The organism is Pedobacter immunditicola (assembly GCF_037482985.1).
GTDB lineage: Bacteria > Bacteroidota > Bacteroidia > Sphingobacteriales > Sphingobacteriaceae > Pedobacter > Pedobacter immunditicola.
Genome location: NZ_JBBHKC010000009.1, coordinates 211315 through 236281 on the forward strand (window position 1 = coordinate 211315; position 24967 = coordinate 236281).

Consider the following 24967-nt stretch of genomic DNA (forward strand, 5'->3'; position numbering starts at 1 on the left):
TGAATAAATTCCGTAATTCCAGCCATAAATCCTTTATTTAGAAACATTCTAAGATTTTTCCTCAAAGTGGAAAGAGTTTTCGTTTGCATATTGCTACCGTATAATAAAAATCAACGGCTTTGATTCGGCGTAAAAAACAGCACAAAAAAAAGCGGCCGCACCATGAAGAACATGATGCGGCCGCTATATTAAAAGTCGGCTGCCTTAGAAAGAGAAAGTATATTTTCCGTTCTCTGTAATACCAGTTATTGTAGTCATACCATTTTTTGATGTTGGCAAAGCATCCTCAACATCCTTAACCGAATTTACAGCCTTACCGTTGATGGTCGTAATTAACATTCCTTTAGGAACATCAAGTGAATCGAACATCTTACCGGCTTCAACTGCAGTCACCACAACACCGCTTTTTACACCATATTTAGCTTTCAAAGCATCGGATGCAGGAGCGAAAGAAGCACCTAATTTACCAATCGTTGCACCTGTAGTTTTTCCTGCAAGTTCCGGTGTAGGTTTACTCACACTGTTATCACCTTTTAAGGTAACAGTCAGGTCTTTTAATTTACCCTCCCTTAAAACAGTCAATTTTACTTTATCACCAGGGCTCATGCGACCGATTTTCTCCTGAAGATCAGGGGAATCATAAATAGTAACACCTTCTACCTTTTTAATAATGTCGCCTTTTTTGATACCTGCATCAGCACCACCGCCATCTGGCAACACCTCATTCACGTAAAGACCATTGATGTCATCTACTTTTAATTGCTCAGCATAGTCAGCATCCAAAGGAACAAAGGTAACACCAATGTAACCACGTTTAACAACACCATACTTCTTAAAGTCTTCCAGTACCTTTTTTGCAAGGTTGATCGGAATAGCGAATCCGTAGCCCTCATTAACACCACTTTGTGAAGCAATAGCAGAGTTGATACCAATCAATTCACCGTTGGCATTCACCAATGCACCACCACTGTTACCCGGATTAATAGCCGCATCCGTTTGAATAAAAGATTCTATACTGTTGTTGGGTCTTGCAGGCAGTTTGCCAGTTCTTTGATATTCTTCATATTCTTCTTGCGAAGGCTGTTGCTGTTGATTCCTGGCTAAAATACCAATTGATCTTGCTTTAGCACTCACTATACCGGCAGTTACCGTGGTTTGTAGATCCAGAGGGAAACCCACTGCCAATACCCACTCACCTACCTGAACATTATCAGAGTTACCCATTTTCACCACTGGCAAATCCGAAGCATCAACCTTAATTAAAGCTAAATCCGTGTTAGGATCAGTACCGATAACTCTAGCAATCACCTTACGTCTGTCGTGTAACACCACTTCTACTTTTTGTGAATTGGCAACCACGTGGTTATTGGTAACGATATAACCATCAGGGGTTAAAATCACACCAGATCCAGAAGCAGCTCTTGGTGCCCTAGACCTTCTGCTACCGCCGCCAAAGAAATCTTCCATCATGTCAAAAGGAGAACTTTCCTTTTTGCTTGTGGTGTTAAAAGTTGTTCTGATGTGTACGACTGCGGGCGATACCGCGGCAGAAGCCTGAACAAAGTCAATAGAGCCGGTTGATGATACCCTTGAAGGGTTATTAGCGAACAGCACTTCCTGCTTTTCTGATATGCTCATCTGGTCATCATTTCGCTCTAATAACTTATAGGCGCCAATTGATGCTGCCCCGCCTATAAACGCAGCCAAAACTATTAATCCTATTTTTTTCATTTGCATATTATTTAATTATACCCCATCTGGCTGCTTTTAATAATACAAAACAGACTGATAAAGGTTTTTTATGATACGTATATTGTTATTTGTGTTTATTAATGTTCAAATTTAATACCACATCACCGATATTTGCCTATTCTCAAACTCATTATTTAGTTAAAAAATGTTAAATACAACACAACCCCATGGCATAAATGTTCCCTTTTTCAAATATCAGGGTGCAGGCAATGACTTTATTCTAGTAGATAACCGCGAAAACAAATATAACGATTTGAATACCAATACCATTGAAAGGCTGTGCAACAGGCGCTTTGGCATTGGTGCAGACGGTTTAATGCTCTTACAATTGCGTGATGGTTATGATTTTGAGATGCTTTATTACAATGCTGACGGCAAACTTGGCAGCATGTGCGGGAATGGGGGCAGATGCATCGTCGCCTTTGCCAAATCGCTTGGCCTAATTGACCTAAAAACTGAATTTTTGGCAGTCGACGGCCCACACTTTGCCAAAATTACACCTGAAGGCAATTACGTTGACTTGCAAATGATTGATGTTGCGGACATTAAAAGAGATGGGAGTGCTTTTGTTTTAAACACAGGCTCCCCACATTATGTGAAACAAGTAAACAACCTTGAAACCATGGATGTCTACCAGGAAGGTAAAGCCATCCGGAATAATGATACTTACAAAGAAATGGGTATCAATGTGAATTTCATTGAAGACAAAGGCGATTACCTCTTTGTACGGACTTTCGAAAGGGGCGTTGAAGAAGAAACCTATGCTTGTGGCACGGGAGTTACGGCGGTAGCCCTATCCATGGCACGCGAAAAGGGACAGACCGGAAAGCTGAGCACCCCTGTAAAAGTGTTAGGTGGCGACTTACGCATAGATTTTGACTACGATGGTGAGCAATTCAGCAACATCTTTTTATGCGGACCAGCAGAAGTGGTGTTTAAGGGAGAGGTAACGATTTAACCCCGCTCCGCCTGGAAAGCGGCAAGACCGATCTTAATCTCGCCAAAAGTATATTCCCTGCCCAAATGCTGCCGGATGGGGTTCATTTGCGTTGTTTTCAGGGATGTGATAGCCTCCAGAATTTTATCTAGTTTCCTGCTGCCAATCACTTCCTTGGCGGAAATCTCCTGCATGGCCACATAATGGGCCAGGTGGCCTTCAATGGTGCCGATCACCATCTTTCTTTCCGCCGCAATCTCCATTGGGGTCTTCCCTTGTTTGAGCAATTGCAGCGAAAGCTCTTTGGTATCTTCTTTTGGCGCCTTAGAGGCTGTCTTTTTGCTCTTGCCAGCCGAAGCTTTCTTGGTGGCAGCCGCTTTTTTACCGGTAAAATCTAAAGTGTTGGCGCTGCCAAATACTTTTTTCAGCTCCAACTCACGGCTTGCCTCGTCAAGCAGCTCATTCACATCCTGCTTGGTAAAATCCTTTCCTTCTATCGTCGCTTTTAACAAAGCCGAGGCTTTGCGGATGTTCTTAAACTGCTCATAAAACAAAGATTCCATCTCTACCAGCTCGGTAAGAAACGCGATGATCTGTTTTTCCTGTTTAACCAGCTCCATTCTTTCGAAGATGTTGAGCGACATCTTTTTCAAAACCGGGTTAAAATAGTTTTCCGCAGCAAGGGTACGTTCCAACAGCACTTTCAAACCATTTGCAGATCTGTCCATGCAAAGACGTTGAATCTGTGAAAGGAACTTATTGGCATTAGCCTTTTGCTCACTTAAATCGGCAAGTAATTTCTGTGCCCATTTAAAATGTTTCTGCTTGGCAGATTTATTCAGGTCTTTGGTGTAGGAATGCACATGCTCATACACGTAATTATCCAGGTTAGTCAGGTCGAAACATTTAAGCAGGTAGTTTCTCAAGAAAATATCACTCTCCTCTTTAATCTGTTCGTTTAAAATTTCGCTGGCAACTTTATTCCGCGAGAACATAGATACGTTCGGGTCCTGCATGATGCCCGATCCGGAGATCTGTGAGGTTAAGATCAGCCCATCCAGAGAACGCAGTCGTGACAAGGCCACATATATTTGTCCGGGTGCAAAGGCGTTGCCAATATCAATGATGGCTTTATCAAACGTTAAGCCCTGGCTTTTATGTACGGTTATCGCCCAGGCCAATTTAATAGGGTATTGGATAAACTTGCCGATCACCTCTTCCTTGATCTCATGGGTGACCTGATCAGTGGTATAGCGTATATTTTTCCAGGTATATTTCTCCAGGATGATCCTGTCTTTGGCACCCTCTGTTTCTACTTCTATGGCATCGGCGGATAGTGAAATGACGGTGGCAATCTTTCCGTTGAAAAAACGCTTTTCAGGTGTTGGATCATTTTTGATGAACATGACCTGCGCACCAATTTTAAGCTCAAGGCTTTGCTCTGCCGGGTAAGCAGATTCTGAAAATTCATCCTCTACCTGCGACTTATAAAAGTGCGAAGGCGCTTTCAGTGCTTCTAAACTTTGTTTGTTCAGCGTATCCGCCCGCAGGTTGTGGGTGGTCAGGGTTATGTATTTATCCTTCACACCCGGCTTGAAGTCTTTCTGGTAGAAAGTTTTTAACAAGGCCACATCCTGTTCAGTGACAGCATTGTTCCGTAAATTATTTAAAAGGTTGATGAACACATCATCCGCCTGTCGGTATACTTTTTCAAGTTCAATATAAACCGGTGGATTTAAACGGAGTGCCTGCGCATCGAAGAAATAGGCACTCTGGTAAAATTCACTGAGCAAAGTCCATTCGTTGTTTTTCACCACTGGTGGCAACTGGTGTAAGTCGCCGATAAATAATACCTGCACACCACCAAAATTCGAATTGTCTTTACGCACATAACGTAACACCATGTCGATGGCATCTAAAAGATCTGCCCGCAACATACTCACCTCATCAATGATCAGCAACTCCAGATCGGTAAAGATCCGTCTTTTGGTACTGTTCATTTGTAAATGTCTGACTAAAGATTTTGGGGTATTGTACTGCTGGTTAAAATGACTATCCCCAGCGCTGGGTTGTTTAGGCAAATAAGTGCCAAAAGGCAACTGAAACAAGGAATGGATGGTAACTCCTGCGGCATTAATTGCCGCAATACCAGTAGGTGCCACAATCACTGCCTTTTTATGTGTCAACTGCACTAGATTCCTGAGAAAAGTCGTTTTTCCTGTTCCGGCTTTACCAGTCAGGAAGATATGCCGGGAAGTATAGTTGATGAATTTTGCAGCCAGTTCTGCAGGATTAGTTTCAGACATGCCGCAAATTTAAACAACTTAATTGATCTCTTGGGTCGCTTTTATTTTATCTTCACCAGCAGATAGCCCTGGTAACTTAAGTTTTCTTGTTGCTCACTTCCGTAAGAAACAGTTAACTCTGTAATCAATAAAGTAAGCTCGCGCCCATTAGCCGTTGTTTTTATCCTGATCCCGTCAGCAGGAAAGACAGCTGAATTTTTCGCTGCAATAACCGCTGGTTTAGTGTCAAAAATGAGCAGGGGCTCATCAGCAATTTTTACAGAAAGCTTGTTATCCTGCATTTTTACAATCTTTAGTGGAACACCATCTAGCATTCCCTCAAAATTGGTGATATGGGCCTGCACAGGGATCACATAATCAAAACCTTTGGTGTTAACCACGCCCTCTTCCTGCGCTTTAACCTGGAGGAACCGTCTGTGTTTAACGGCAGCTTTATCTATTTTCAACAAGGCATAGGCCGTATCAACCAGAATTCTTTCCCGCTGATAAGCATGCTGGGCAGCTAAACGGGTGTCCTGGTCCAGGTTGTCGCTCAGTTGCTCCAAATCAACCTTGGCAAATGGCTGTAAAGAGGCCAGGCCATGGTTCAATGCGAGGTAACGTATAACTTCAGGCTTCTCTCTCATCGCATAGGCGTCCTTACCACTCATCAGCTTTTTTAGTCTTTGAGTCTGCGAATAACGGGAAACAGAAAAAGCACTTTGAGGACCATAGGTGGCTAAGAGGGCCAGGATACATAAACTGATAGGAATAATTTTAATGTTGTCCTTTGCACTGATCAGGAAATAAGCGGTGATGATAGACAGCCATAAAGCCAGGATAATCAGGATATAACGAGGTTCAGTGATCCCGTAATTATCTACCCTTTTCCAGACAGCGAGCAGCAATAAAATCACCAAAGGAATCATCATGATGTAAAACCAGCGTGAAAAGTACTTGATCCAGCCATTGCCTTCCTGTTCCTTAATCGGATAAACCAGCAACAATGACAATACGCCGAATACTGCATAACCAAGGATCAAGGTCGAGACCAGTCCTTTCGGCAGTTCCCAGCTGACAAGGATCTTCGCTTCATAAACCAACAAAATAAGAAGATAGATGGTTAATAAAGGGATCAATACATATTGCGTAAAGATTTTTAAACCTTTAGGGTAAGTGTGTTGGGTATTGTTGATGCTGGTGAAATCAACAGGAACTCCCGCTAAAAAAAACACCGTTGTAAAACCAACGCCTACTACAGAGAGTAAGCGAAGATAAACAGGCGACTGGATCTTCACATTAAACAGTCCGTCTATAGCCAGAAGTGCAATGGAAAGACCCGCAAAAAGAACTGCCGCATAGAGTCCTGCGGTTAAAATACGCAGGAACAAGACTTTATTGTATTCCCAAAAGCCATGGAGGTTCCCTTTTTTGATAAAAGGGGAGAAGGCAACCATTAAATGGAAAGAAAAAATCAGTAAGCCGATGCGAAACATATCGGCCATATAAAGATGTGGCCGGAGTATAAAATAGAATGCGGTGCAAATCAGCAGGCACAACAACCGCAGGCCCCATTTTCGAACACCTCCAATTTGGTGCACCTCAGCAAACAAATCAGCAGCCAACAATAAAACCAGCGCCATGTTACAAATGAGCACCAGCTTAATTAAATTATGTTCAACAGCCTGATTTCCCTTGAAATCGGCTAAAATAAAGATGACTACAATGGCCAGGATGGTGACCAGTACCTGTAAAGGAAAACGAAGGAGTACTTTTTGGGTATCATTCCAAAGAGATGCTAAAGAAGGAAATTTCATTTGCAGCGTTTAATACTAAATGTAAACAATAGTTATCCTAATTTACCAATAGTTTATAACCTTTACCATGCACATTTAAAATTTCGACTTTAGGGTCTTCACGAAGGTATTTCCGTAATTTACTTAAAAACACATCCATGCTTCGGCCATTAAAGTAATTATCGTCATGCCAAATACTCAGCAGGGCCTCCTCACGGGTAAGCACCGTATTCTTTTTTAAACACAGCAATTGCAAAAGCTCTGCTTCCTTGGTAGAAAGTTTTTGTTGCTGGCCCTTATACCAGATCAGCTGTGTGGTATAGTCAAACACGTAATCGCCGATTTCAAATTGTGTTTGTACGGGTTGTTTATCTTCAGCTTCTTTAGTCTTCGAAACCCTTTTCAACAACGCATTGATTCGCAGCAGCAGTTCTTCAATACGAAAAGGCTTGGTAATGTAATCATCGCCTCCCAGGTTATAGGCCGAGGACTTATCTTCCATCATGGCCTTAGCCGTAGCAAAAATAATAGGCACCTCTTCGTTTGCCTTCCTGATTTCCTTACCCAGCGTAAAGCCATCCTTTTTGGGCATCATTACATCCAGGATGCAGAGGTCAAAAGACTGCTTGTTAAAAGCACGGATCCCCTCTTCCCCATCAGTACATAAGGTCACGTCAAACTTGCCTTTCAACTGCAGGTAATCCTGCAGCAGCAACCCCAGGTTAGGATCATCTTCAACCAATAGAATTTTTTTCATTTATTTGAGCGGTAAGGTAATTTCAAAAACAGTTCCTTTATCTTTTTCACTGCGTACTTTTATACTGCCTTTCATTTGGGTAACAATGTCCTTCACATAATTTAAGCCAAGGCCAAAGCCTTTCACATCATGAAGGTTGCCCGTTGGCACCCTGTAAAACTGATCAAATATACGTTTGGTCTGGTCTTTTTCCATGCCAATGCCTTCATCAGCGACATCTATAATCAAGCTTTTATTTGAATTCCTGGTGGAAATGGTAATCCTTGGCGGATCTTCACTGTATTTATTGGCATTATCTATCAAGTTATAAATAATATTGGACAGATGCAACTCATCACCATTTACAGTTGAATTTTCTGCCTCGAGGTTTAAAACCAGCGTCGCTTGTTTTTTCTGCAATTGCAGGTGCATACTGTCTGTTACGGCAACAATCAGGTCATTCACTTCCACGGGCTCCCATTCCAGGTGTAATTCTTTCTTTTCCAGTCGCGCAATGCTCAACACCCTTTCAATATGATTGCCTAGACGCATATTTTCATCATAAATAATTCCGGCAAGTCTTTTCAGGCGGTTGGTATCAGCTGTTATTTCAGGATCTTTTAAGGCTTCGCTGGCGATCATGATCGTTGCAACCGGCGTTTTAAACTCATGCGTCATGTTGTTGATGAAATCAGACTTCATCTCGGAGACCTTTTTCTGCTTCAAAATCGCATACAAGGTGTAAGAAAAGATGAAGAGCAGCACCAGCACCAGGCCCCCGGAAGAAGCGAGTGTGGCACCCATATTCCTGAATATGACCTCATTCTTATTGGGAAAACTCACATAAAGCATTCCCGGATCACGCTTGATATCATTGCTGAATAAGGTGGTTTGATATGTATTTGAAGGGGAAGCGTCTAAAGATTCAGTAGAAATTTTTTGAAATAAGACAGAATCACGCTGCGCCAGCTTCACCCAGAAATTGTAAGGCAAAGCAATATTTTTATTGAGCAGCTCCCTTCTGATCAAGGTATCCAGTACTTCTTCAGACACCCTTTTGGTGATGGGCACATTTTCCTGCTCCATTTCCTTTGCGGCCTCCTCTACCAGGTTAAAGCTATCCGAATTAAAGATATCCAGGGTATCAGTCTGCATTCGCTTAAGCTCCAGCTTGTAACGTCTTTCCGCAAGTGCATCTTCATTTTTGAATTTAGCCTCTAAAACACCGTCCACACTGGCCAGAGAAATCTTTAGCGGCTGACCATCAAAACGGCTATAAGCAAGATAACGAATGCTGTCTGGCAGCTTGTCGGGCTTAACACTAAAGGTTTTGTTGGAACCCATTCTAAAGGTTTTGCGGACATTACCGCCCACTACGTGCAGCTCCGCATCAAAGCCAACATTAACATCTACGTTTAAGGGGGTGGTCGACTGGTTACCTAAAGCAACATACTCCTCCTCTGAAATAATTTCAGGGTTGTAGAACTTCTCCCGGATCATGCTGTCCTGGAAATTCAGGTCAGCGATGATGATCTGCTGTTGCCTCAGTTTCCTTTTTCGTTCTTCTTCTTTATATTTTTCAGCAAGCTGTGCGATGGATTTTTCTTTATTTCTTTGCTCTCTTTCCCTTTTTAAGCGCCATTCGAAATCCTTTTTGATGATATGTGTGGCTGCATTTCTGCGCTGCACCTTGTTCACCACAGCATTCAATGCCTGGTTCACATTTTGTTCAAATAGCTGGGAATTGAGCTGATAGGCTTGTCTGATATAATACAACTGCATAAACACCACACCTAACAATGCAATTGTCATTAAAGCAGTAATCAGCCAAAAGCTTTTTTTCTTCATTCTTACAGTTTATTTATCATGCTGAAACCCGCATATCAGCGTAGTATTCAGCATAATGTATTCAAAATTAAGCAAGCAATTGCAGAAAGGCAGCATTTTAACACTTTTTAACGTAATGATTGCGCGATGGTTTTGCTTAGTTATTTGATTTTAGTTTGGCTTCTGCTCACGGTATGTGCACTGAAATAACCCAAAGCATTGTTGCTTATATTTGAGGGAGGATTTCCTGGTGTTACACCACCACCAGGACCATTTTGTGTTTGTTGGCTAAGTGTATACCAGTAAGTGAAGATATTTTTATCTATACATTGCATCTCAACCTCAACATCATCACCGGTTTTCAGGTCATCATCGTCATCTCCAGAATAAAACAAGATGGAAGACGTGTAATTGCCATTGATGAAACGATCATTCTCAGCATAAACACGTTTGGATTGAACGCCATTAATTTTCATTACAAATCTGTATTGATTGGCAACATCAGCAGGATCCCTGTAATGTACTCCCATCTGTTTCTGTGCCTCACCCCCAAATTCAAATTCTCTAACATGGAGCGAATCTATTTCTACCAAATTTGGCATGGTTGAAGACGCCGTAAAAATCAAATTGTTGACACTTATTTTGAGCGAATACGTCTGTCCTGTTTTTCCTCTTAAAGGCGCGAAAGTATAACTACCCGGAGCACTTTCTTTAAAAATCCAGGAACGTCCCTCGTCATCAGTTACGTTCACGATTGCGCCTGTAACTGGTGGATAGGTATTATTATCCGTATAAGGCACCGACTGACTGATCTTAATTGTTTGTTGGCCTAACTGATTGGTAATATTACCCTCTATCACAATTTGGTTAGAAGAGGTATCCTGTTCCACTTCTATCACTTTCTCACAGGAACAAATACTAACTGAAACAGCAATTAAAAAACCAAGGTATTTTATATGTTTTAGCATTGAATTAAAATTTAAAGTTATAGGTTACCGATGGAATGACCCCAAAAAGACTCGTTTGTACAGCTTCAGTACGGCTTGGATCATTTGGTTTGTCCCTGAATTGAATCGCATAAGGGTTTTTACGGTTAAGCGCATTATAGACACTAAATGTCCAGCTAGAACGGAATTTTGCAGTTTCTTTAGCTTTCAGTGTTGCTCCAATGTCTAAGCGGGATGTGTAAGGCATCCGGTTGGCATTCCGATCGGTATAATAATAAGTAGTAAGGCCACCTATGTTATACTTTCCGGCCGGATAGGTCACCGCATTCCCCGTACTGTAGATATAATTAGCCGATATTGACCAGCGGCGGAGGTTATATATACCAACGATTGCCAGATCGTGCGTACGATCCTGTTTGGCATTAAAATAATTGCCCTTATTGATCTCATCAAATTGACGTTCTGTTTTTGAAAGCGTGTAACTGATCCAGCCAGTAAGCTTTCCCTTCGTTTTTTTTCCGTAAAGCTCAAGCCCATATGCCCGGCCCTTGCCATACAATAATTCTGATTCAATATTCCTATTAGCCGTTAATTCTGCACCATCCCTGTAATCTATCTGGTTCTGCAGCCATTTATAATAAATCTCTCCGGAAATTTCAAAGGAATTGTTCTCATTATTTTTAAAATACCCAAAGGCTATCTGGTCTGCAATTTCGGGTTTAATGTTATTAGAACTCATCACATACTGATCAGTTGGCGAGCTGGAGCTGGAATTGGTAAGAATATGAATATTTTGCGTATTGCGGTTGTAGGATGCCTTTATGGAGTTCCTTTCATTCAGGCTATAACTTGCGGATAGACGTGGTTCCGGATTAATATAGGTTTTGATCGTTCCTGGTCTATGCAGGGAAAATTGGCTTAATCTTATTCCAAACAGTAAATTGAACTTATCGGTAATCGTCCACTCATCAGCTAAGTAAACAGCAGATTCCAGCCCATAACGATTCTCTATAGACATAGGGTTTAAACTCGAATTTGGTGATGCAGTAATATCAGAAGGTGCTATTTGATGGTGTGTTGCCTGTAATCCAAATCTTATGATGTGATCATTGCTGTAGTATTGAAGGTCTTGTTTAAAGTTGAAATCCCTAATCCGTGAGGTTACTTTTACGTTATTATTTTCATCAAGCAATTCAATGGCATAATTGTATTTGCTGTAAATTAACGAGGTATTAGAAAATAATTTACTGTTAAACACATGATTCCACCGGATGGTTGCAGTAGTGTTACCCCAGTCATTAGCAAAAAGGTCCTTGATTCCAATATTATCCTGACCAAAATAGCCAGAAAGAAACAGTGTATTCTTATCATCGAACTTATAATTCACTTTAGCATTAATGTCATAAAAATTGACGGTATTACTATTTAAAGTTGAGTCAGGGGAAGCTTTCAGCAGAAGATCTATATAAGTACGCCTTGCACTGACCACAAATGAGCTTTTGTTCTTTACAATAGGACCTTCTGCTTTTATACGTGATGCGATAAGACCAATACCGCCCTCCACTACATATTCTTTGTCATTGCCGTCTTGCATTTTAACATCAAGCACAGAAGACAACCTCCCGCCGTACTGAGATGGCATACCCCCTTTATATAGGCTCACATCTTTTATGGCATCGGCATTAAAAGTCGAGAAAAACCCCAAAAGATGTGACGAATTGTAAACTGTAGCTTCATCCAGAAGGATAAGATTTTGATCGGCAGCACCTCCACGGACAAAAAAACCGGTATTACCCTCCCCTCCCGCTTTTACTCCTGGCAAAAGTTGTATCGTTTTTAGAATATCCTTCTCACCTAATAAAACGGGCACATTATCGATATCCTTCATATCGATTTTGTTCAAACCCATCAGCGGACTCTTTACATTTTCATTCTTTCTGTCACTCCCACTAACTACGACCTCTTGCAAATTCGAAGCACCAACAAGTTCTATGTTTATTTTTAATGCCTTATTTAAGGTGATTTTTTTAGTCCAGATTTTATAACCACTGTAACTGATGATGAAATTATATTCACCCTCATTAGCACTTATCGAATAAAAACCATACCCATTTGTGGCTATGCCAGTGCTTTGCAATGCCTGTTGCAGCTTAACAGTTGCCCCAATCAGTGTTTCGCCTGTGGCGGCATCTCTTACCGAACCACTTATATTGAAACGTTGCTGTGCTAATAAAAGAACCGGAGACAAGGTGATCACACACAAAAAAACAATGGATAAGATCCTCATAAGATGCCAAATATTTATGGTAAAAATATCTAAATTTAATGGCATCGCCATGAAAAGAAAAAAGGGCCTTTCAGGCCCCTCTTCAATTAATTATTTATTTTCTAAATGCTCCTTCAGCAGTTGCAGACAATACCATTCCTGCCTTGGCAAGTGGAAAGGACCTTTAAACAAGTTTCCTTTCGCTGTTTGAGCAATGCTGCCATCACGATGCAAATAACCATACCACTCCCCGTTTTTCGGATCATGAAACTTCTCATAGGCATAATCATGCACCATTTTATGCCATTTAGCATACTTCTCATCACCCGTCATCGTATACGCTAATAAAGTTGCAATAATGGCCTCATTATGCGGCCACCAGAACTTCATGTCCTGCCAGTATTCCTGCACAGGCTTATTGTATACATCCCTGAAATACAAAATTCCGCCATGCTCTTTATCCCATCCACGTTCCCACATGTAATCAAGCATCTTGCAACCCAGAGCAATTAACCTTGGGTCATTATTCCTGTATTTTGCCTCATGTAAAATAAACCAGGCTCCTTCAATGGCATGCCCGGGGTTCAGCGTTCTGCCATCCACGTGATCAATGATGCTGCCATCCGGCGCCACCTGTTCCATCACACATTGAATGTCATCCTTTACAAAAAAGGTTTCAATCTCATCAATCCATTTGCTGATCCACTCATCACAACGGGGGTCACCAATGGTTTCCCTTAATTGCTGTGCTGTGTTCATCATGATCATTGGTACACCAATTCCTTTAGCAGGCCGTGCTCCCGTAAACTTAGGCGGCAATAAACCTGGTGTAGTGGCATATTCAATACACTTCCCAAACAAGTTACGTGCTTTCTCCGCAGCCCCCTCATCGCCACTTGCTTTTGCATAAGCTGCATTGGCAATAACGGCAAAAGTTTCCGAGAAATAGTAGCGGCGTTTACGAATGGGCTCACCCTGGCGCGTCATGTGGAAAAACATCTGGCCATCCGTATCAAAACAATGGTCATTTAAAAAGTCTATCCCAGACTTCGCCCCATCCAGCCATTCCTTTTTAGGCTCAATGGTGTGATATAAAGTAGAAAGTAACCAGGCCGCCCGGCCTTGTATCCACACCGCTTTATCGTCATCTATTAAAGTTCCGTCCTCATCACGGAACAATAAATAGCCACCATATTCCTGATCAATGGAACGCGGAAACCAAAAAGGCACCGTATCCCCGATCAATTGTTTCTCGTAAAAATCTTTGAGGTTTTTTAAATCTGCTAAAGAATAACTCATTTTTTATTTAATAATTTTATTTACCGGTACGCGCACAAAATGCAGGCTGCTTACACCTTCATATAAAATGCCAAGCGTATTGTCATCTATCTTAGTTAAAGCCGAATAGCCGAAACAATCCCGCTCATCCAGCAGCAACTCATTTGCCGGTTGCCAGGTTTCGCCTAAATCTAAACTTGCTTTAATGGTGATATTGATTCTATTCTTTGAATCATTTGGGTTGCTAAAAAACAATACCTCTTTCATTTGTCCCTTTACCATCACATTTGCTTTGATGAAACTACCCATGCAAACCGGATCAGTCAAAGCACGGTAAGATGTAGCATGTTCGGTCCATGTTTTTCCCATGTCGGTGGTAGTGGCCACACTCCTAAACTTACCCCTGTTATCCCTCATGTTTAACATCAATGTACCTGGTGTAGTTTCTACCAACTGACTCTCCGTGGTATTCGATTTAGCACCTACACCGCTCTTCCATGTTTTTCCATGGTCGCCACTATAAATAAGGGTAGAATGCGGCATTTTGTTCGCATCCCAATACTGTGCAGCGAAAACAATCTTTCCATCAGCCATGGCAATGCCGTTACCCGGGCCAGGGAAGAAAAGGCGCCATTCAGGATTTTTAACCTGTGTGGTAATGCTATACGGTTTAGACCAGGTAAGGCCATCGTCTGTACTGCTGGTCACTGCAAACTGACCGGTTTCATCCGGCGACAAGCCAGGTAATGAACCTGCGATCGAACGGTTACCTTTACTCCATAGCGCAGCAACCCATATCGTTTTAGTTTTCGGATCAAACAATATAGCCGGATCACCTACCCCATTATTTTCATGTGGTGCGCCCATATCCATAATAGTTGTCATTGGCGCCCATGTTTTACCGCCATCCGTACTTCTGTTCATGCCCACATCAATATTTCCGGGAAGATCACGGCTGTTATCAAAACGGATGTCATAAACGGAAATCAATGTACCTTTATCGGTGGTCACAATTCCCGGGATCCTGTAAGATTTAATATTATCGTCCATAGGTTTCCGCAAAGCAATCCCAATGGGATGGCTGCTTGCTTTATCTTGTTGAATGAGAAAAATGATACCTTTTTGATCCTTTAACTGTGTTGTTTTGATTTCAACAACAGCATCATCATTGGCGCCATCTTTCAAAGTCACACTTAACCAAAGGTTATGACTGCCTGGTTTCAGCACAACTTCCAGCGGAATAGTGAAATTTTTATCTGTAGGCACCAAAGTACCTACTAAAACTTTACTTTCAAAACTCGGCTTTTCACTGTCCATATAAACCTCCAGCTTACTGATATCTTTACTTAAATCAGCATTGATATGACCTTGCAGGCTTTTAAAAACCCTGTCTGTATTACCTGCAGGGATATTGATATTGATACGTGCAGCAGGATTAACATTGTTCCTTTTTAAAAGGGGGTTTACTGTAGCCGTTGCCGTCACTTTTATGGCATTTACCCCCTGTTGTTTATATACTTTTTGTGTACAGGCCGACGCTGTAACAATAAATAAAAGCAGGAGAGCATAGTTAAAGGTTGAATGTTTAGTCATTACTAGTCAAGATAAAATTTAAAAGTAAACAAAAAAATTAAGCGTCAATAAAATCATTGTGCTTTGGTCGCAAGAAATACAATTGCATCACCAGTGCCACCACGACAAATCCTGCCAGCATGGCAAAATCTTTTCCAAGGTTGCCTGCATCAGACGATTTTCCAAGGAGGTCGGTAATAAAAGCACCAAAAAACACACCGGTCATATTCATCAGTCCGTAGGCCGTTGCACGGTATTTTGCGGCAACAAACTGGCAAAGGATAGGCATATTATTGGCATCGAACATACCGAAGCCCACACCGAAGCAAACCGCAGCACCGACCAAATGTAAAAAGGAATGACCAAAGCCCAGGAGCAATAAAGAAGGAATGGTTAAGGCGATACCGATGGCGCTGGTATAAATCCGCCCTCTCAGGTTCTTTTGCACCCATTTATCAGAGAGGATACCACCGAAGATCACACCGATAAAGGAGGATGCCGCAATGGTGATGGTAGATAAAGGACCTGCTGTGGCCATCGGGATATCGAGATTCTGAGAAAATAAGGTAGGCAACCAGTTTTTAGCTGCCCATCCCGGTAAGCTTGGTATCGCAAAGTAAAAAAGGATAATCCAAAACGATAAGTTGGATAAAAGCAGTGCCAGTCCCTTAAAAAGAGAAGGCTTCAACTTGATGGTAATTTTGTCTGAAAAGGTCTCCTCCACCTCCACCTTCTTCTCCCTTAAAAAGAACACCAGCACTACTGCATAGATGATGCCGGCAATACCAAAAGAGTGGAAGGTTTGCTGCCATGAAAAACGGTCAGCGATGGTAGCTCCAAAACCGCCTAAAGCCTGGCCCATATAAAGACCAGTCATGTGGATACCGATGGCGAGTGACCTGGTTTTCGGCGAATGGAAGTCTGCAATTAAAGCCAGTCCCGCAGGAATGTACATGGCCTCACTTACCCCCATCAATGCCCTTAACCAATATAATTGATTAAAAGTTGTGGCATAACCCATTAAAAAAGTAACGGCCGACCAAACAAATAAGCTGACCACAATAAGCCATTTCCGGTTTACTTTGTCGGCAACAATACCAGCCACAGGACTCATGAAGCCATAGATCCAGAGAAATATAGCCATCAGGTAGCCGAAGTTAGTGGCCGACTGCAGTTCCGCAATATCGATCTGCATGGCAGGTTTCATGGTCGACAACATTTGCCGGTCCATGTAATTTAACAAGGCAACTACCCATAGCAACCCAACAACTACCCAGGCATAACTTTTAGTTTCTTTCATGTTGATTTACTTGTTTTATTTTACCTGACATTACATTCGGCGTTCGTACGCCTGGTTTTACTTCACCATTTGACAAGATGATATCTTCTTCCCATTTCACTGCAGTAGTGGTAACCTGCGCAGGAAAAGGCATATCGCCTATTTTACGCCATGTATTGGTTGGTATATGGTAAAGGAGCATGGCTTTGTAAAATCCTTTATGATTGATGCTCAGCGCATTTTTTTCTGCGGTCAGTTTTGCCTTTTCCTCCGGGCTTTCCGTTTGGGCAATCTGCGAAATATAGGTTTCTATTTTGTGAAATACTTCGCCATTATCGCCGCCGGTAATCAAGATCATATCCTTACCGATGGCCACACCGGCACCTGCAGAGAAGTTGGTTTCTTGCTGTCCATCAGTAATGGCTGCGCAGGATCTCCAGCATTGTTTTTGGGGATCATAGGCATAAACAGTTCCATGAAGGTCAGAAATACCCGAAGCAGTTTTCGTTCTGCCGCCTATCACATAAACTTCAGCAGCCTGTGCCACCACCACAGCGTTGGCCAGGGCAGTTGGTAAAGCAGGCAAAGTTTCCCATTGCGGAATAGCCTGGTTTAGATCTAGTTTTAAAGCAGCAGATGAGCTTTGCTTTTCCCGGTCGCCACCAATGGCAAAAACTATATTACCGATATGGCTAAGGCCAATATTTGTCACCGCAAAGGGTAGATCCGGTAAGGCTTTTACTACAATTTTATGCTGAGCCGGATCCCAGTTCAGCATAAAAGCATTTTTTGAAAGTCCTTTATCGTTTTCGCCTCCAGCATATACAACCCCTAAATCAGTGCTTGTCATGCCGCAGTAGGCAATTGCTTCGGGTAGCGAATCTTTTACTGCTGCATCCCAGGTAAATTGATCACCCTTGTGCTGCAGCACCTGTATTTCATTGGAATAATATTTTTTACCACCATCCCAGGGCATTTTATCAGGGAAATTAGCCCCTCCGGCAACAATCAGCACCTTGTTGCTTACCGCATTTATGGCACCGGCAAAACCTAGTGAAGGACTCCCATCAGGGTTTTGTAATTTGGCCACCAATGTCCAGTCCACCTGTTTAATGGGCGAGCGCTGGGCATCAGCATCTGTAGTCATGAGCATAAAAGGTAATGATAAGGTGATTAGAAGTTTATTCATTTAACTTGATATAAATCCTGAACTAATCTAGGATAATTTTAATTTCCAGCCGCTACTTCAGCAGATTTCGATTTGAAGGTATGAAAACCAACGGCATCAACATCCTGCTTAAACAGTTCAAACTGCGCCGCATCCATATTTTTAACAGGCAACCTGAATTCGCCACAATCAATATCTACCAGTTTGAGGAATGCTTTTCCGGTACTGATGCCACCATATTTGCCCAGCAACCTGATCATATCTATTGATTGTTGCTGTAAGAACTGCGCCTTTTTAAGGTCATTTGCTTCAAAAGCAGCAATCATATCATAGTATAAAGGAGCTGCATAGTTAAATGTACTGCCTACAGCACCTTTGGTACCTAATACCAATGCAGAAAGCATATTTTCATCACGGCCCCAAAGCATATCATATTTACCATTATTGTAATGGATACAAGAGAGGAAATCCATGAAATCTTCATGTGTATATTTCACCCCTGCAAAATTTGGCACCAAATCATTCACCGCCTGCAGCAAATCGTACATGGCAAAGTTTACTCCAGTTAACACAGGAATATGGTAATAGTAAAAAGGCATATCAGGAACCACGGCAGCAACTTCAGCACAGGCTTTGGCTAGCATCTCTACATTAGCCGGTTTAAAGTAAAAAGGGGCAGTAAAGGAAATGGCGTATAAACCTATCTCTTTGGCATGAAGGGCTAATTCTTTACAATCAGCAATACTGGTGCCGCCTAAAAACAACATCACTTTAAAGTCCTGATCACCTTTAGTAGCTGCAGCCCAGGCAGAGGCAACTTGTTTTTTTTCATCCGTAGTCATGGATACCCCTTCGCCGGTGGATCCGCAGATGAAAGCTCCGGTAACTTTATTGCTTTTTAAAAAACTGTAATAAGCAGGGATGATTTCCGTGTTAATATTTCCACGCGCATCCATGGGCGTGAAAGGGGCGGCAACTAAGCCTTCTATTTTTTGAAATGACATGGTGTAATGTTTTATAATTTAATAAAAATGCCTTTTTACAAAGCAATATGAAAAATCTGCAGGGTAACAATATGGTGACCGCTACCCCGCAGAAGGAAAATTAAAATAAAGGATAACCTTCTGTTTGTTCCAGCGACCTGTTATTAGTTAGCGTTAAGCGGTCAATTGGCCATAACAGTTTATAAGCCTGGGCAGCTGTCAGATTAGTTTTTGCATACACAAAATTGTCACCCATACGCCTTAAATCATACCATCTTTTACCTTCTCCGATAAACTCCAGCAAGCGCTCCTGCAAGATAGCCTCTCTTGGATTGGCATCAATGGCCATGTTAGGGAAACCTAAAGTTGTAGCATTATAATTACTGCCATAAGCCCTTGCACGAACCAGGTTAATTTCTGTTGCCGGACTTTCGCCAAGCACCACTTTTGCTTCTGCTAACAAGAGTAATAAATCAGCGTAGCGGTAAATCGGGAAATCATTGGTGTAAGCTCTGGCATTGGCATTTTGCTCCCCCTGGTATTTTCTAAGGAAAGCGCCGGCAATGACATATGGTCCGGTTGGAGTTTTGGAATAAGCCGACTGTATTGTGCTGCTTTTCCGTAAATCAAGATCGCTGTACTTTCTATACGTCGCTATTTTAACCGGAGCCCTTAAAAGACCACCATAGTTATCAGTGGTTACATCAAATTTACGATTGGCTATAGAATCATGAAAGTTGACGATTAAGCTGGTCTGCGGTACAAAGTCACCGATGAAAGTCAATGTAGCTTCATTGAGTCTGTTTCTTACCGCAAAAATAATTTCATTGTTATCTTTATTGCTCGAGGTAAAAACGTCAGCAAAGTTTGGCAACAAGGTCAATCCCAATGCATTTGACTGAATATCTGTCAGCGCTATTTTTGCAGTAGTTGCATCCTGAGTACCGCCCGTTCTATGGGCCGTCCATAAATAAACTTCTGCTTTCAGCATTTGAGTAGCAGATTTCGACCAGTAAGCCTTTTTGCTCCTGGTAGAAAAGGTGTAGTCGTTTTCATAATTGGTATTGGATAAGTCAATATCCGCCTTAATAAAGGCCATCACTTCATCGGCAGTGGAGGCAGGTTTTGACAAGTTGGCTACATCAATCGTTGCGGTGGGTTCTGTCTGAATAATTGCTTTACCCCAGCTTCTGTATAACTGGAAATAATAGAAAGCACGCATGCCATACGCCATTCCAAGGTAATTTTTCTTGGTTGCATCCGAAACAATGGTCGCCGTATTTAGCTTATCGATAAGCAGGTTAATTTGGTTGATGTTGTCATAAAAGCCGCCGAAATTAGTTACCCCAGGGTTATCCGGGTCTAAAGTTTGCAGCCACATCCGTTCAAGGCCCTGTGTGGCCTCACCTGTGAAAGTAGCTGTTGAACCCGGATCGGTTCCAAAAATTTCTGAACGGAATTCGCCCAGGCGTACAAAACTGGTACTGTGACTGCGAAACCTGGTGTGTAAACCACTCACAAAAGCATCATATTGATCTGTGGTTTTCCAGTAACTGGCATCACTTAAATTGCTGATTGGATTTAAATCCAGGTCTTTTTTACATGCACTAAAGGCTATGGCGCTAATTCCTATAATAGTGATGATATTTCTTATGTTTGTTTTCATTGGGATAAGATTTGTTTTCTAACGGTGATGAAATATATCTGAAATTAAAAACCTACTTGAACACCCATCACAAACGATCTTGGTGTAGGGTATGTACCTGTGTAAATACCAGAAATTGACCCATTACTAATTGGGGCTTCCGGTGAAGGACCTGAAAATTTAGTGATGTACAATAAATTGCTTCCTGTTACATAGACACGGGCTTTAGAAATAAATCCCGCTTTATCCAATAGATTTTTAGGCAGATTATAAGAGAAGGTAATTTCCCTTAAAGCAAGGTAATCTCCTTTTTCATAGAAATTTGAGTTGTTACCATTTAACACGGCACCTGCATTATTAGCTCTTGTATAGTTTTGTTTCGATCCGGCTACCTGATCTGCATAATAGACTTTAGGAATGTCTGTTACGGTATTTGTCGGCGACCAGGCTTGTTTTTGTAGATCAATATAATTAAATGTTCCCTGGTAGTTACCTAAAGTTCTGGCTACTAAATCATTGTAAATGGTATGTCCGATCGCATAATCCCAACGGTTATACATCGAAAGTGCTTTATAAGAAACGCTCAAATTGAAACCACCGGTCCATTTCGGATAAATATTACCCAAATAGACCTGGTCCCTTGTGTCAATGATATCATCACCATTTACATCCTGCCAGTTCACATCACCGGGAGTGATACGGCCATTTAAGCCTGCAGCAAGGTTTGGTCCTGTGATGCCGGCGATCGCATCCCTGCGATTACCTGCAACGGCAGCAACATCAGCCTCATCTTTGAAAATAGATACTTGTCTATAGCCATAGATATCACCTAAAGTTTGTCCTTCCTGTAAACCACCAACCCAGATCACCTGTCCTGATGCAGAATCAAAAACCTGCAATCCACCTTGTCTGTTGAATTCATTACCATTAAAAGGAAGTTGCAAAATTTTATTTTTAACGAAGGACGCATTTGCACCAGCGCTTACTCTCCAGTCGGTCGTGTTTAGCACATTCACATTTAGCGCAAACTCATAACCTTTGTTCTGGTAAGTACCTAAGTTAGTCCTGAAAGTATTGAAACCTGTGTAATTCGGTAGCGCCAAATTGGTTAACAAATCACTGGTTTCCCTGTTGTAGTAATCAAAAATTAAGTTGATTTTATCCCCAAGCAAGCCAAGGTCTAAACCAATATCGGTGGTCCTGCTTTTTTCCCAACGCAGATCACTATTGATTACGCCTGTGTTTAAGAATCCTGCATTACCATTATAATTACCTTGCAAACCGTAAACACCCTGAACTTCATATCGACCCAAACCTGCAACGTTACCATTTTCACCATAACTGATACGTGGTTTCAAAGTGGAGATATATTTACTAAGAACAGAATTTTTGAAGAAGTCTTCGCGGTGAACATTCCAGCCGGCAGACATACCAGGGAAGAATCCATTACGGTTGTTGGATGCTAAACTGGAAACTGCATCCATCCTGAATACCGCAGTAAACAAGTATTTCTGATCAAAATCATAAGCCAATCTTCCTAAAGCAGAAAGAATTCTATATTCTGATTTAATGCCGTAATTGTTATTCGGTGTAGCCGTTGTTGAATTATTAGCCGGGAATAAGGTAGAGGCATTTGGTGTTGGAATATCATCTGTAGGCGCATTTGTACCGTAGATCTGCGTATCAGATGACTTCACATTAAAGTACTCAGCACCAGCCATCACATTAAGGTTGTGTTTTTCGGCAATGGTTTTGTTATAGTTCAAAATACCATTGAACTGTGTCTGGAAATCTTTCTCCGTCCTGTGGATGGCATCCCTGCTGCTGTTACCAATGGTACCGGCAAAAACGTTGGCATACGTTTGCGTAGATTTCTGGAAACTCTGATTTATATTTTCAAACAAGTAAGCATTACCAGTTGCTTTAAAATATAAGCCTGGGATGATGTCCCATTTTACGCCTGCATTTGCCACAACCCTGTTTACCTCATTACTGCGGTTTACACGCCCCAACCAATACAATGGGTTACCATCAGCAGAGGAGTTACCCGGGTTCGGACTAGTTTTAGCTTCATCTAACCATGGGTTGAAAGTTGGCCATATTGCCATACTGCGGTAAAGGGTATTCACTTCACCACCTACAGTTCCCAACTGGGAAGAGGTGGATAAACTTACCCCTGTACTTATTTCGATATTCGGTTTTACTTTGTAAGATCCGTTGATATCACCATTATATCTTTTATAGGTAGAACCAACAATTACACCATCTTCATTATACGCATCAAAGGCGGCAAAATATTTGCCTTTGTCGTTACCACCTGTAGCACTTACATAATGGTCTTTGGTATAGGTATTTCTAAAAACCAGGTCTTCAACTTCACCACCGTGATCTTTAAACATGATCTGACCACCAAAAGGGTCGTCAACCGTATCCCATCCTGCAGGCAGTGTTGTGGTACCGGCAATATAAGGCCTGATGTCGAAACTCGCCAGATCTGCACCATTGGTAGAAAGGCCAAGCCCTCTTGAAGCATTGGTCTGTGCCAGGGTTCTGTTTGCGTTAAAATAACCTAAACGGGTATAATAAATATAATCTTTGGCCCCCATGTATTGGTAACCATCCCTCATTTTGTTATAGCCGCCGGTAAATTTATAAGAAATTTCTGCAGCACCACTTTTACCTGTTTTGGTGGTAATTAAGATCACCCCGTTATTTGCACGTGCACCATAAATTGCCGTTGCAGAAGCGTCTTTTAGCAATTCTATGGATTCTATATTCTCTGAAGCCACATCATTAAAGGCCCTGATTACCCCGTCAACAATAACCAAAGGCGAACCCGGGTTATTAATAGAAGCACCACCCCTTAATAGAATGACTGGTGACTGCCCAGGCTGTCCTGTAGCAGCGACCACCTGTAAACCGGAAACGGTACCTTGTAAGGCACTTCCGATGTTTGCACGTGGCGTATTGGCCAGCACTTCTTTGTCTAATTTTGCAATAGAGCCGGTAATGTTGCGCCTGCTTTGTGTGCCGTAACCTACTACCACCACCTCATCTAACTTTGCTGAGGCGGCAATTAAGCTCACTTTTAAAGTAGTTTTGTCGCCTACTGTAAGCTCCTGGGTATTGTAACCCACATAAGTAAACACCAATACATCATTGGAAGAAGCGGTTAAGGCGAATTTACCGTTGATATCTGTTTGCGTTCCCTGGCCGGTTCCTTTAATCATTATACTGACACTCGGGATCGTTTGGCCGTCATCCGCTCCTATAACGGTGCCGGTTACTTTCTTGCTTTGTGCCATCACCATCATACTGGATAAGAGGCAAAAAACAAAAACAATTGTTTTTAAATTAAACTGTTTCATAATTGGTTAGTTGGGAGTTGTTTAGGTTACTAATTGATTAGTTTGGTTAGTCGGGTTGTCAATTGGTTAGTGGCTAATTACATTTAGTCTTCACTATAACTAGTATTATGTATAACATAATAAAACTAAGTTGATATTTATATTTGGATAAAACAAGATCTTATGTCACATTTACAAAACATTTTTTCACAATCGGCATTTTTAGCTTATTTTAGGCCTTAACTCTCCTTATATTATCATACATATTATGGAATCATATTCCCCCGGTACCTTTACTCAATTAGATACGAGCACCTTAGTTGATAAGGTGGAAGCTAACCTTATCCAGCTGTTAGTGGACAGAAAGTTAAAGGTGGGCGATAGCATTCCAAAAGAGATAGACCTTTCCAAGGCGCTGGGGGTAAGCAGAACGGTTACACGGGAAGCCCTTTTAAGGCTAAGACTGATGGGATGGATAGACACTAAGAAAAAGAAAGGCTCTGTGATCACCAGTCCGGATATTTTTGGCATTCTCAGCAAAAGCATGAATCCTCATATTCTGGATGAAAGTACTTTAAGAGAAATTTTTGAATTAAGGCTGGTGATAGAAATTGGGATGGCAGATCTTTTATTCCAGCGTGTAACCCCACAGGATATTGAAGAATTAAAGGAAATTGTTAAAAATGAGCCTGATACTTCGAAGGACATGATCTTTAATATAGATTATGAAATCATTTTTCATGGAAAGCTGTATGAGATAGCGGGAAATGATACGTTGAAGAAATTTCAAAAAATGCTATTACCAGTATTTGACTACGTGCACAATAGTGGCCTGTTAAAAAAACAAGCTCAGGTTCAAAGGTTTGTTTCGCATAAAGGACTGGTCGATATTCTTGAAAACGGTTCACCTGAACTCTTTAGAAACGGCATGCGCAATCACCTGGAAAACCACTTCATCAGGCTCTTTTCCTAGATTTTTTAAACCGCTGCTTCCTATAGGGACGATTTGTGCAGAGAAGGTAATGAAAGCACACTGACACCGCAGTCCGTCCACAGTGAGCCCACGGTTTGTTCGGTAAAACGTGGACTCAATGTGGACTCATGGTGCACTCACTGTGGACTCACCCTTATCTAGCGCCAGCGTTACCA

The 24967-nt window shown here is 41.7% G+C and carries 16 protein-coding genes; 2 read left to right on the plus strand and 14 right to left on the minus strand.

What is annotated here, in order from left to right; all coding sequences use genetic code 11:
• Nucleotides 1–204: 204 nt before the first annotated feature.
• Complete coding sequence (locus WG905_RS16715) at nucleotides 205–1731, minus strand: trypsin-like peptidase domain-containing protein (RefSeq protein ID WP_339592892.1); 1527 nt, start codon at nucleotides 1729–1731, stop codon at nucleotides 205–207.
• Nucleotides 1732–1897: 166 nt separating this feature from the next.
• Between WG905_RS16715 and dapF the strand changes: the two genes are divergently transcribed.
• A complete protein-coding gene (gene dapF / locus WG905_RS16720; RefSeq protein WP_339592893.1) occupies nucleotides 1898–2710 on the plus strand; it encodes a diaminopimelate epimerase in 813 nt (270 codons plus the stop codon).
• Here the strand turns inward: dapF and WG905_RS16725 are convergent.
• From WG905_RS16725 to WG905_RS16785, 13 genes are all read right to left on the minus strand, one after another.
• Complete coding sequence (locus WG905_RS16725; RefSeq protein WP_339592894.1) at nucleotides 2707–4995, minus strand: helix-turn-helix domain-containing protein; 2289 nt, start codon at nucleotides 4993–4995, stop codon at nucleotides 2707–2709. The genes dapF and WG905_RS16725 overlap by 4 nt on opposite strands.
• Nucleotides 4996–5036: 41 nt before the next feature.
• Nucleotides 5037–6791 carry a DUF4153 domain-containing protein gene (locus WG905_RS16730; protein WP_339592895.1) on the minus strand — a complete coding sequence of 585 codons (1755 nt, stop codon included), beginning with the start codon at nucleotides 6789–6791 and terminating at the stop codon, nucleotides 5037–5039.
• Nucleotides 6792–6828: 37 nt separating this feature from the next.
• Nucleotides 6829–7527, minus strand: a complete 699-nt coding sequence (locus WG905_RS16735) for a response regulator transcription factor (RefSeq protein WP_339592896.1) — start codon at nucleotides 7525–7527, stop codon at nucleotides 6829–6831.
• Complete coding sequence (locus WG905_RS16740) at nucleotides 7528–9354, minus strand: ATP-binding protein (RefSeq protein ID WP_339592897.1); 1827 nt, start codon at nucleotides 9352–9354, stop codon at nucleotides 7528–7530.
• A 140-nt stretch (nucleotides 9355–9494) separates the two neighbouring features.
• Complete coding sequence (locus WG905_RS16745) at nucleotides 9495–10301, minus strand: DUF4249 domain-containing protein (protein ID WP_339592898.1); 807 nt, start codon at nucleotides 10299–10301, stop codon at nucleotides 9495–9497.
• 4 nt (nucleotides 10302–10305) lie between these two features.
• Complete coding sequence (locus WG905_RS16750; RefSeq protein WP_339592899.1) at nucleotides 10306–12567, minus strand: TonB-dependent receptor; 2262 nt, start codon at nucleotides 12565–12567, stop codon at nucleotides 10306–10308.
• 90 nt (nucleotides 12568–12657) lie between these two features.
• A complete protein-coding gene (locus WG905_RS16755) occupies nucleotides 12658–13845 on the minus strand; it encodes an AGE family epimerase/isomerase (protein WP_339592900.1) in 1188 nt (395 codons plus the stop codon).
• A 3-nt stretch (nucleotides 13846–13848) separates the two neighbouring features.
• Nucleotides 13849–15417, minus strand: coding sequence for an exo-alpha-sialidase (locus WG905_RS16760; protein WP_339592901.1), 1569 nt, complete (start codon nucleotides 15415–15417; stop codon nucleotides 13849–13851).
• Between the two features lie 37 nt (nucleotides 15418–15454).
• Nucleotides 15455–16696 (minus strand): MFS transporter, encoded by a 1242-nt coding sequence (locus WG905_RS16765; protein ID WP_339592902.1) that lies wholly within the window; start codon nucleotides 16694–16696, stop codon nucleotides 15455–15457.
• Complete coding sequence (locus WG905_RS16770; RefSeq protein WP_339592903.1) at nucleotides 16683–17864, minus strand: galactose oxidase; 1182 nt, start codon at nucleotides 17862–17864, stop codon at nucleotides 16683–16685. Before WG905_RS16770 ends, WG905_RS16765 begins: the two co-directional genes overlap by 14 nt.
• Nucleotides 17865–17902: 38 nt before the next feature.
• Entirely contained in the window at nucleotides 17903–18847 is a 945-nt protein-coding gene (locus WG905_RS16775) for a dihydrodipicolinate synthase family protein (RefSeq protein ID WP_339592904.1), read from the minus strand.
• 100 nt (nucleotides 18848–18947) lie between these two features.
• Complete coding sequence (gene nanU / locus WG905_RS16780; RefSeq protein WP_339592905.1) at nucleotides 18948–20492, minus strand: SusD family outer membrane lipoprotein NanU; 1545 nt, start codon at nucleotides 20490–20492, stop codon at nucleotides 18948–18950.
• Nucleotides 20493–20536: 44 nt separating this feature from the next.
• Entirely contained in the window at nucleotides 20537–23839 is a 3303-nt protein-coding gene (locus WG905_RS16785; RefSeq protein ID WP_339592906.1) for a SusC/RagA family TonB-linked outer membrane protein, read from the minus strand.
• 247 nt (nucleotides 23840–24086) lie between these two features.
• Here WG905_RS16785 and WG905_RS16790 point away from each other — a divergent pair, with 247 nt between their 5' ends.
• Nucleotides 24087–24791, plus strand: coding sequence for a FadR/GntR family transcriptional regulator (locus tag WG905_RS16790; RefSeq protein WP_339592907.1), 705 nt, complete (start codon nucleotides 24087–24089; stop codon nucleotides 24789–24791).
• Nucleotides 24792–24967: the final 176 nt, after the last annotated feature.

Bases quoted from the DNA above. Each gene is read 5' to 3' on its own strand.
- dapF (WP_339592893.1), top strand. From the start codon at position 1,898: ATGTTAAATACAACACAACCCCATGGCATAAATGTTCCCTTTTTCAAA.
- nanU (WP_339592905.1), bottom strand. From the start codon at position 20,492: ATGAAAACAAACATAAGAAATATCATCACTATTATAGGAATTAGCGCC.
- WG905_RS16770 (WP_339592903.1), bottom strand. From the start codon at position 17,864: ATGAATAAACTTCTAATCACCTTATCATTACCTTTTATGCTCATGACT.
- WG905_RS16740 (WP_339592897.1), bottom strand. From the start codon at position 9,354: ATGAAGAAAAAAAGCTTTTGGCTGATTACTGCTTTAATGACAATTGCA.
- WG905_RS16785 (WP_339592906.1), bottom strand. From the start codon at position 23,839: ATGAAACAGTTTAATTTAAAAACAATTGTTTTTGTTTTTTGCCTCTTA.
- WG905_RS16715 (WP_339592892.1), bottom strand. From the start codon at position 1,731: ATGAAAAAAATAGGATTAATAGTTTTGGCTGCGTTTATAGGCGGGGCA.
- WG905_RS16725 (WP_339592894.1), bottom strand. From the start codon at position 4,995: ATGTCTGAAACTAATCCTGCAGAACTGGCTGCAAAATTCATCAACTAT.
- WG905_RS16775 (WP_339592904.1), bottom strand. From the start codon at position 18,847: ATGTCATTTCAAAAAATAGAAGGCTTAGTTGCCGCCCCTTTCACGCCC.
- WG905_RS16755 (WP_339592900.1), bottom strand. From the start codon at position 13,845: ATGAGTTATTCTTTAGCAGATTTAAAAAACCTCAAAGATTTTTACGAG.
- WG905_RS16735 (WP_339592896.1), bottom strand. From the start codon at position 7,527: ATGAAAAAAATTCTATTGGTTGAAGATGATCCTAACCTGGGGTTGCTG.
- WG905_RS16790 (WP_339592907.1), top strand. From the start codon at position 24,087: ATGGAATCATATTCCCCCGGTACCTTTACTCAATTAGATACGAGCACC.
- WG905_RS16765 (WP_339592902.1), bottom strand. From the start codon at position 16,696: ATGAAAGAAACTAAAAGTTATGCCTGGGTAGTTGTTGGGTTGCTATGG.
- WG905_RS16760 (WP_339592901.1), bottom strand. From the start codon at position 15,417: ATGACTAAACATTCAACCTTTAACTATGCTCTCCTGCTTTTATTTATT.
- WG905_RS16745 (WP_339592898.1), bottom strand. From the start codon at position 10,301: ATGCTAAAACATATAAAATACCTTGGTTTTTTAATTGCTGTTTCAGTT.
- WG905_RS16730 (WP_339592895.1), bottom strand. From the start codon at position 6,791: ATGAAATTTCCTTCTTTAGCATCTCTTTGGAATGATACCCAAAAAGTA.
- WG905_RS16750 (WP_339592899.1), bottom strand. From the start codon at position 12,567: ATGAGGATCTTATCCATTGTTTTTTTGTGTGTGATCACCTTGTCTCCG.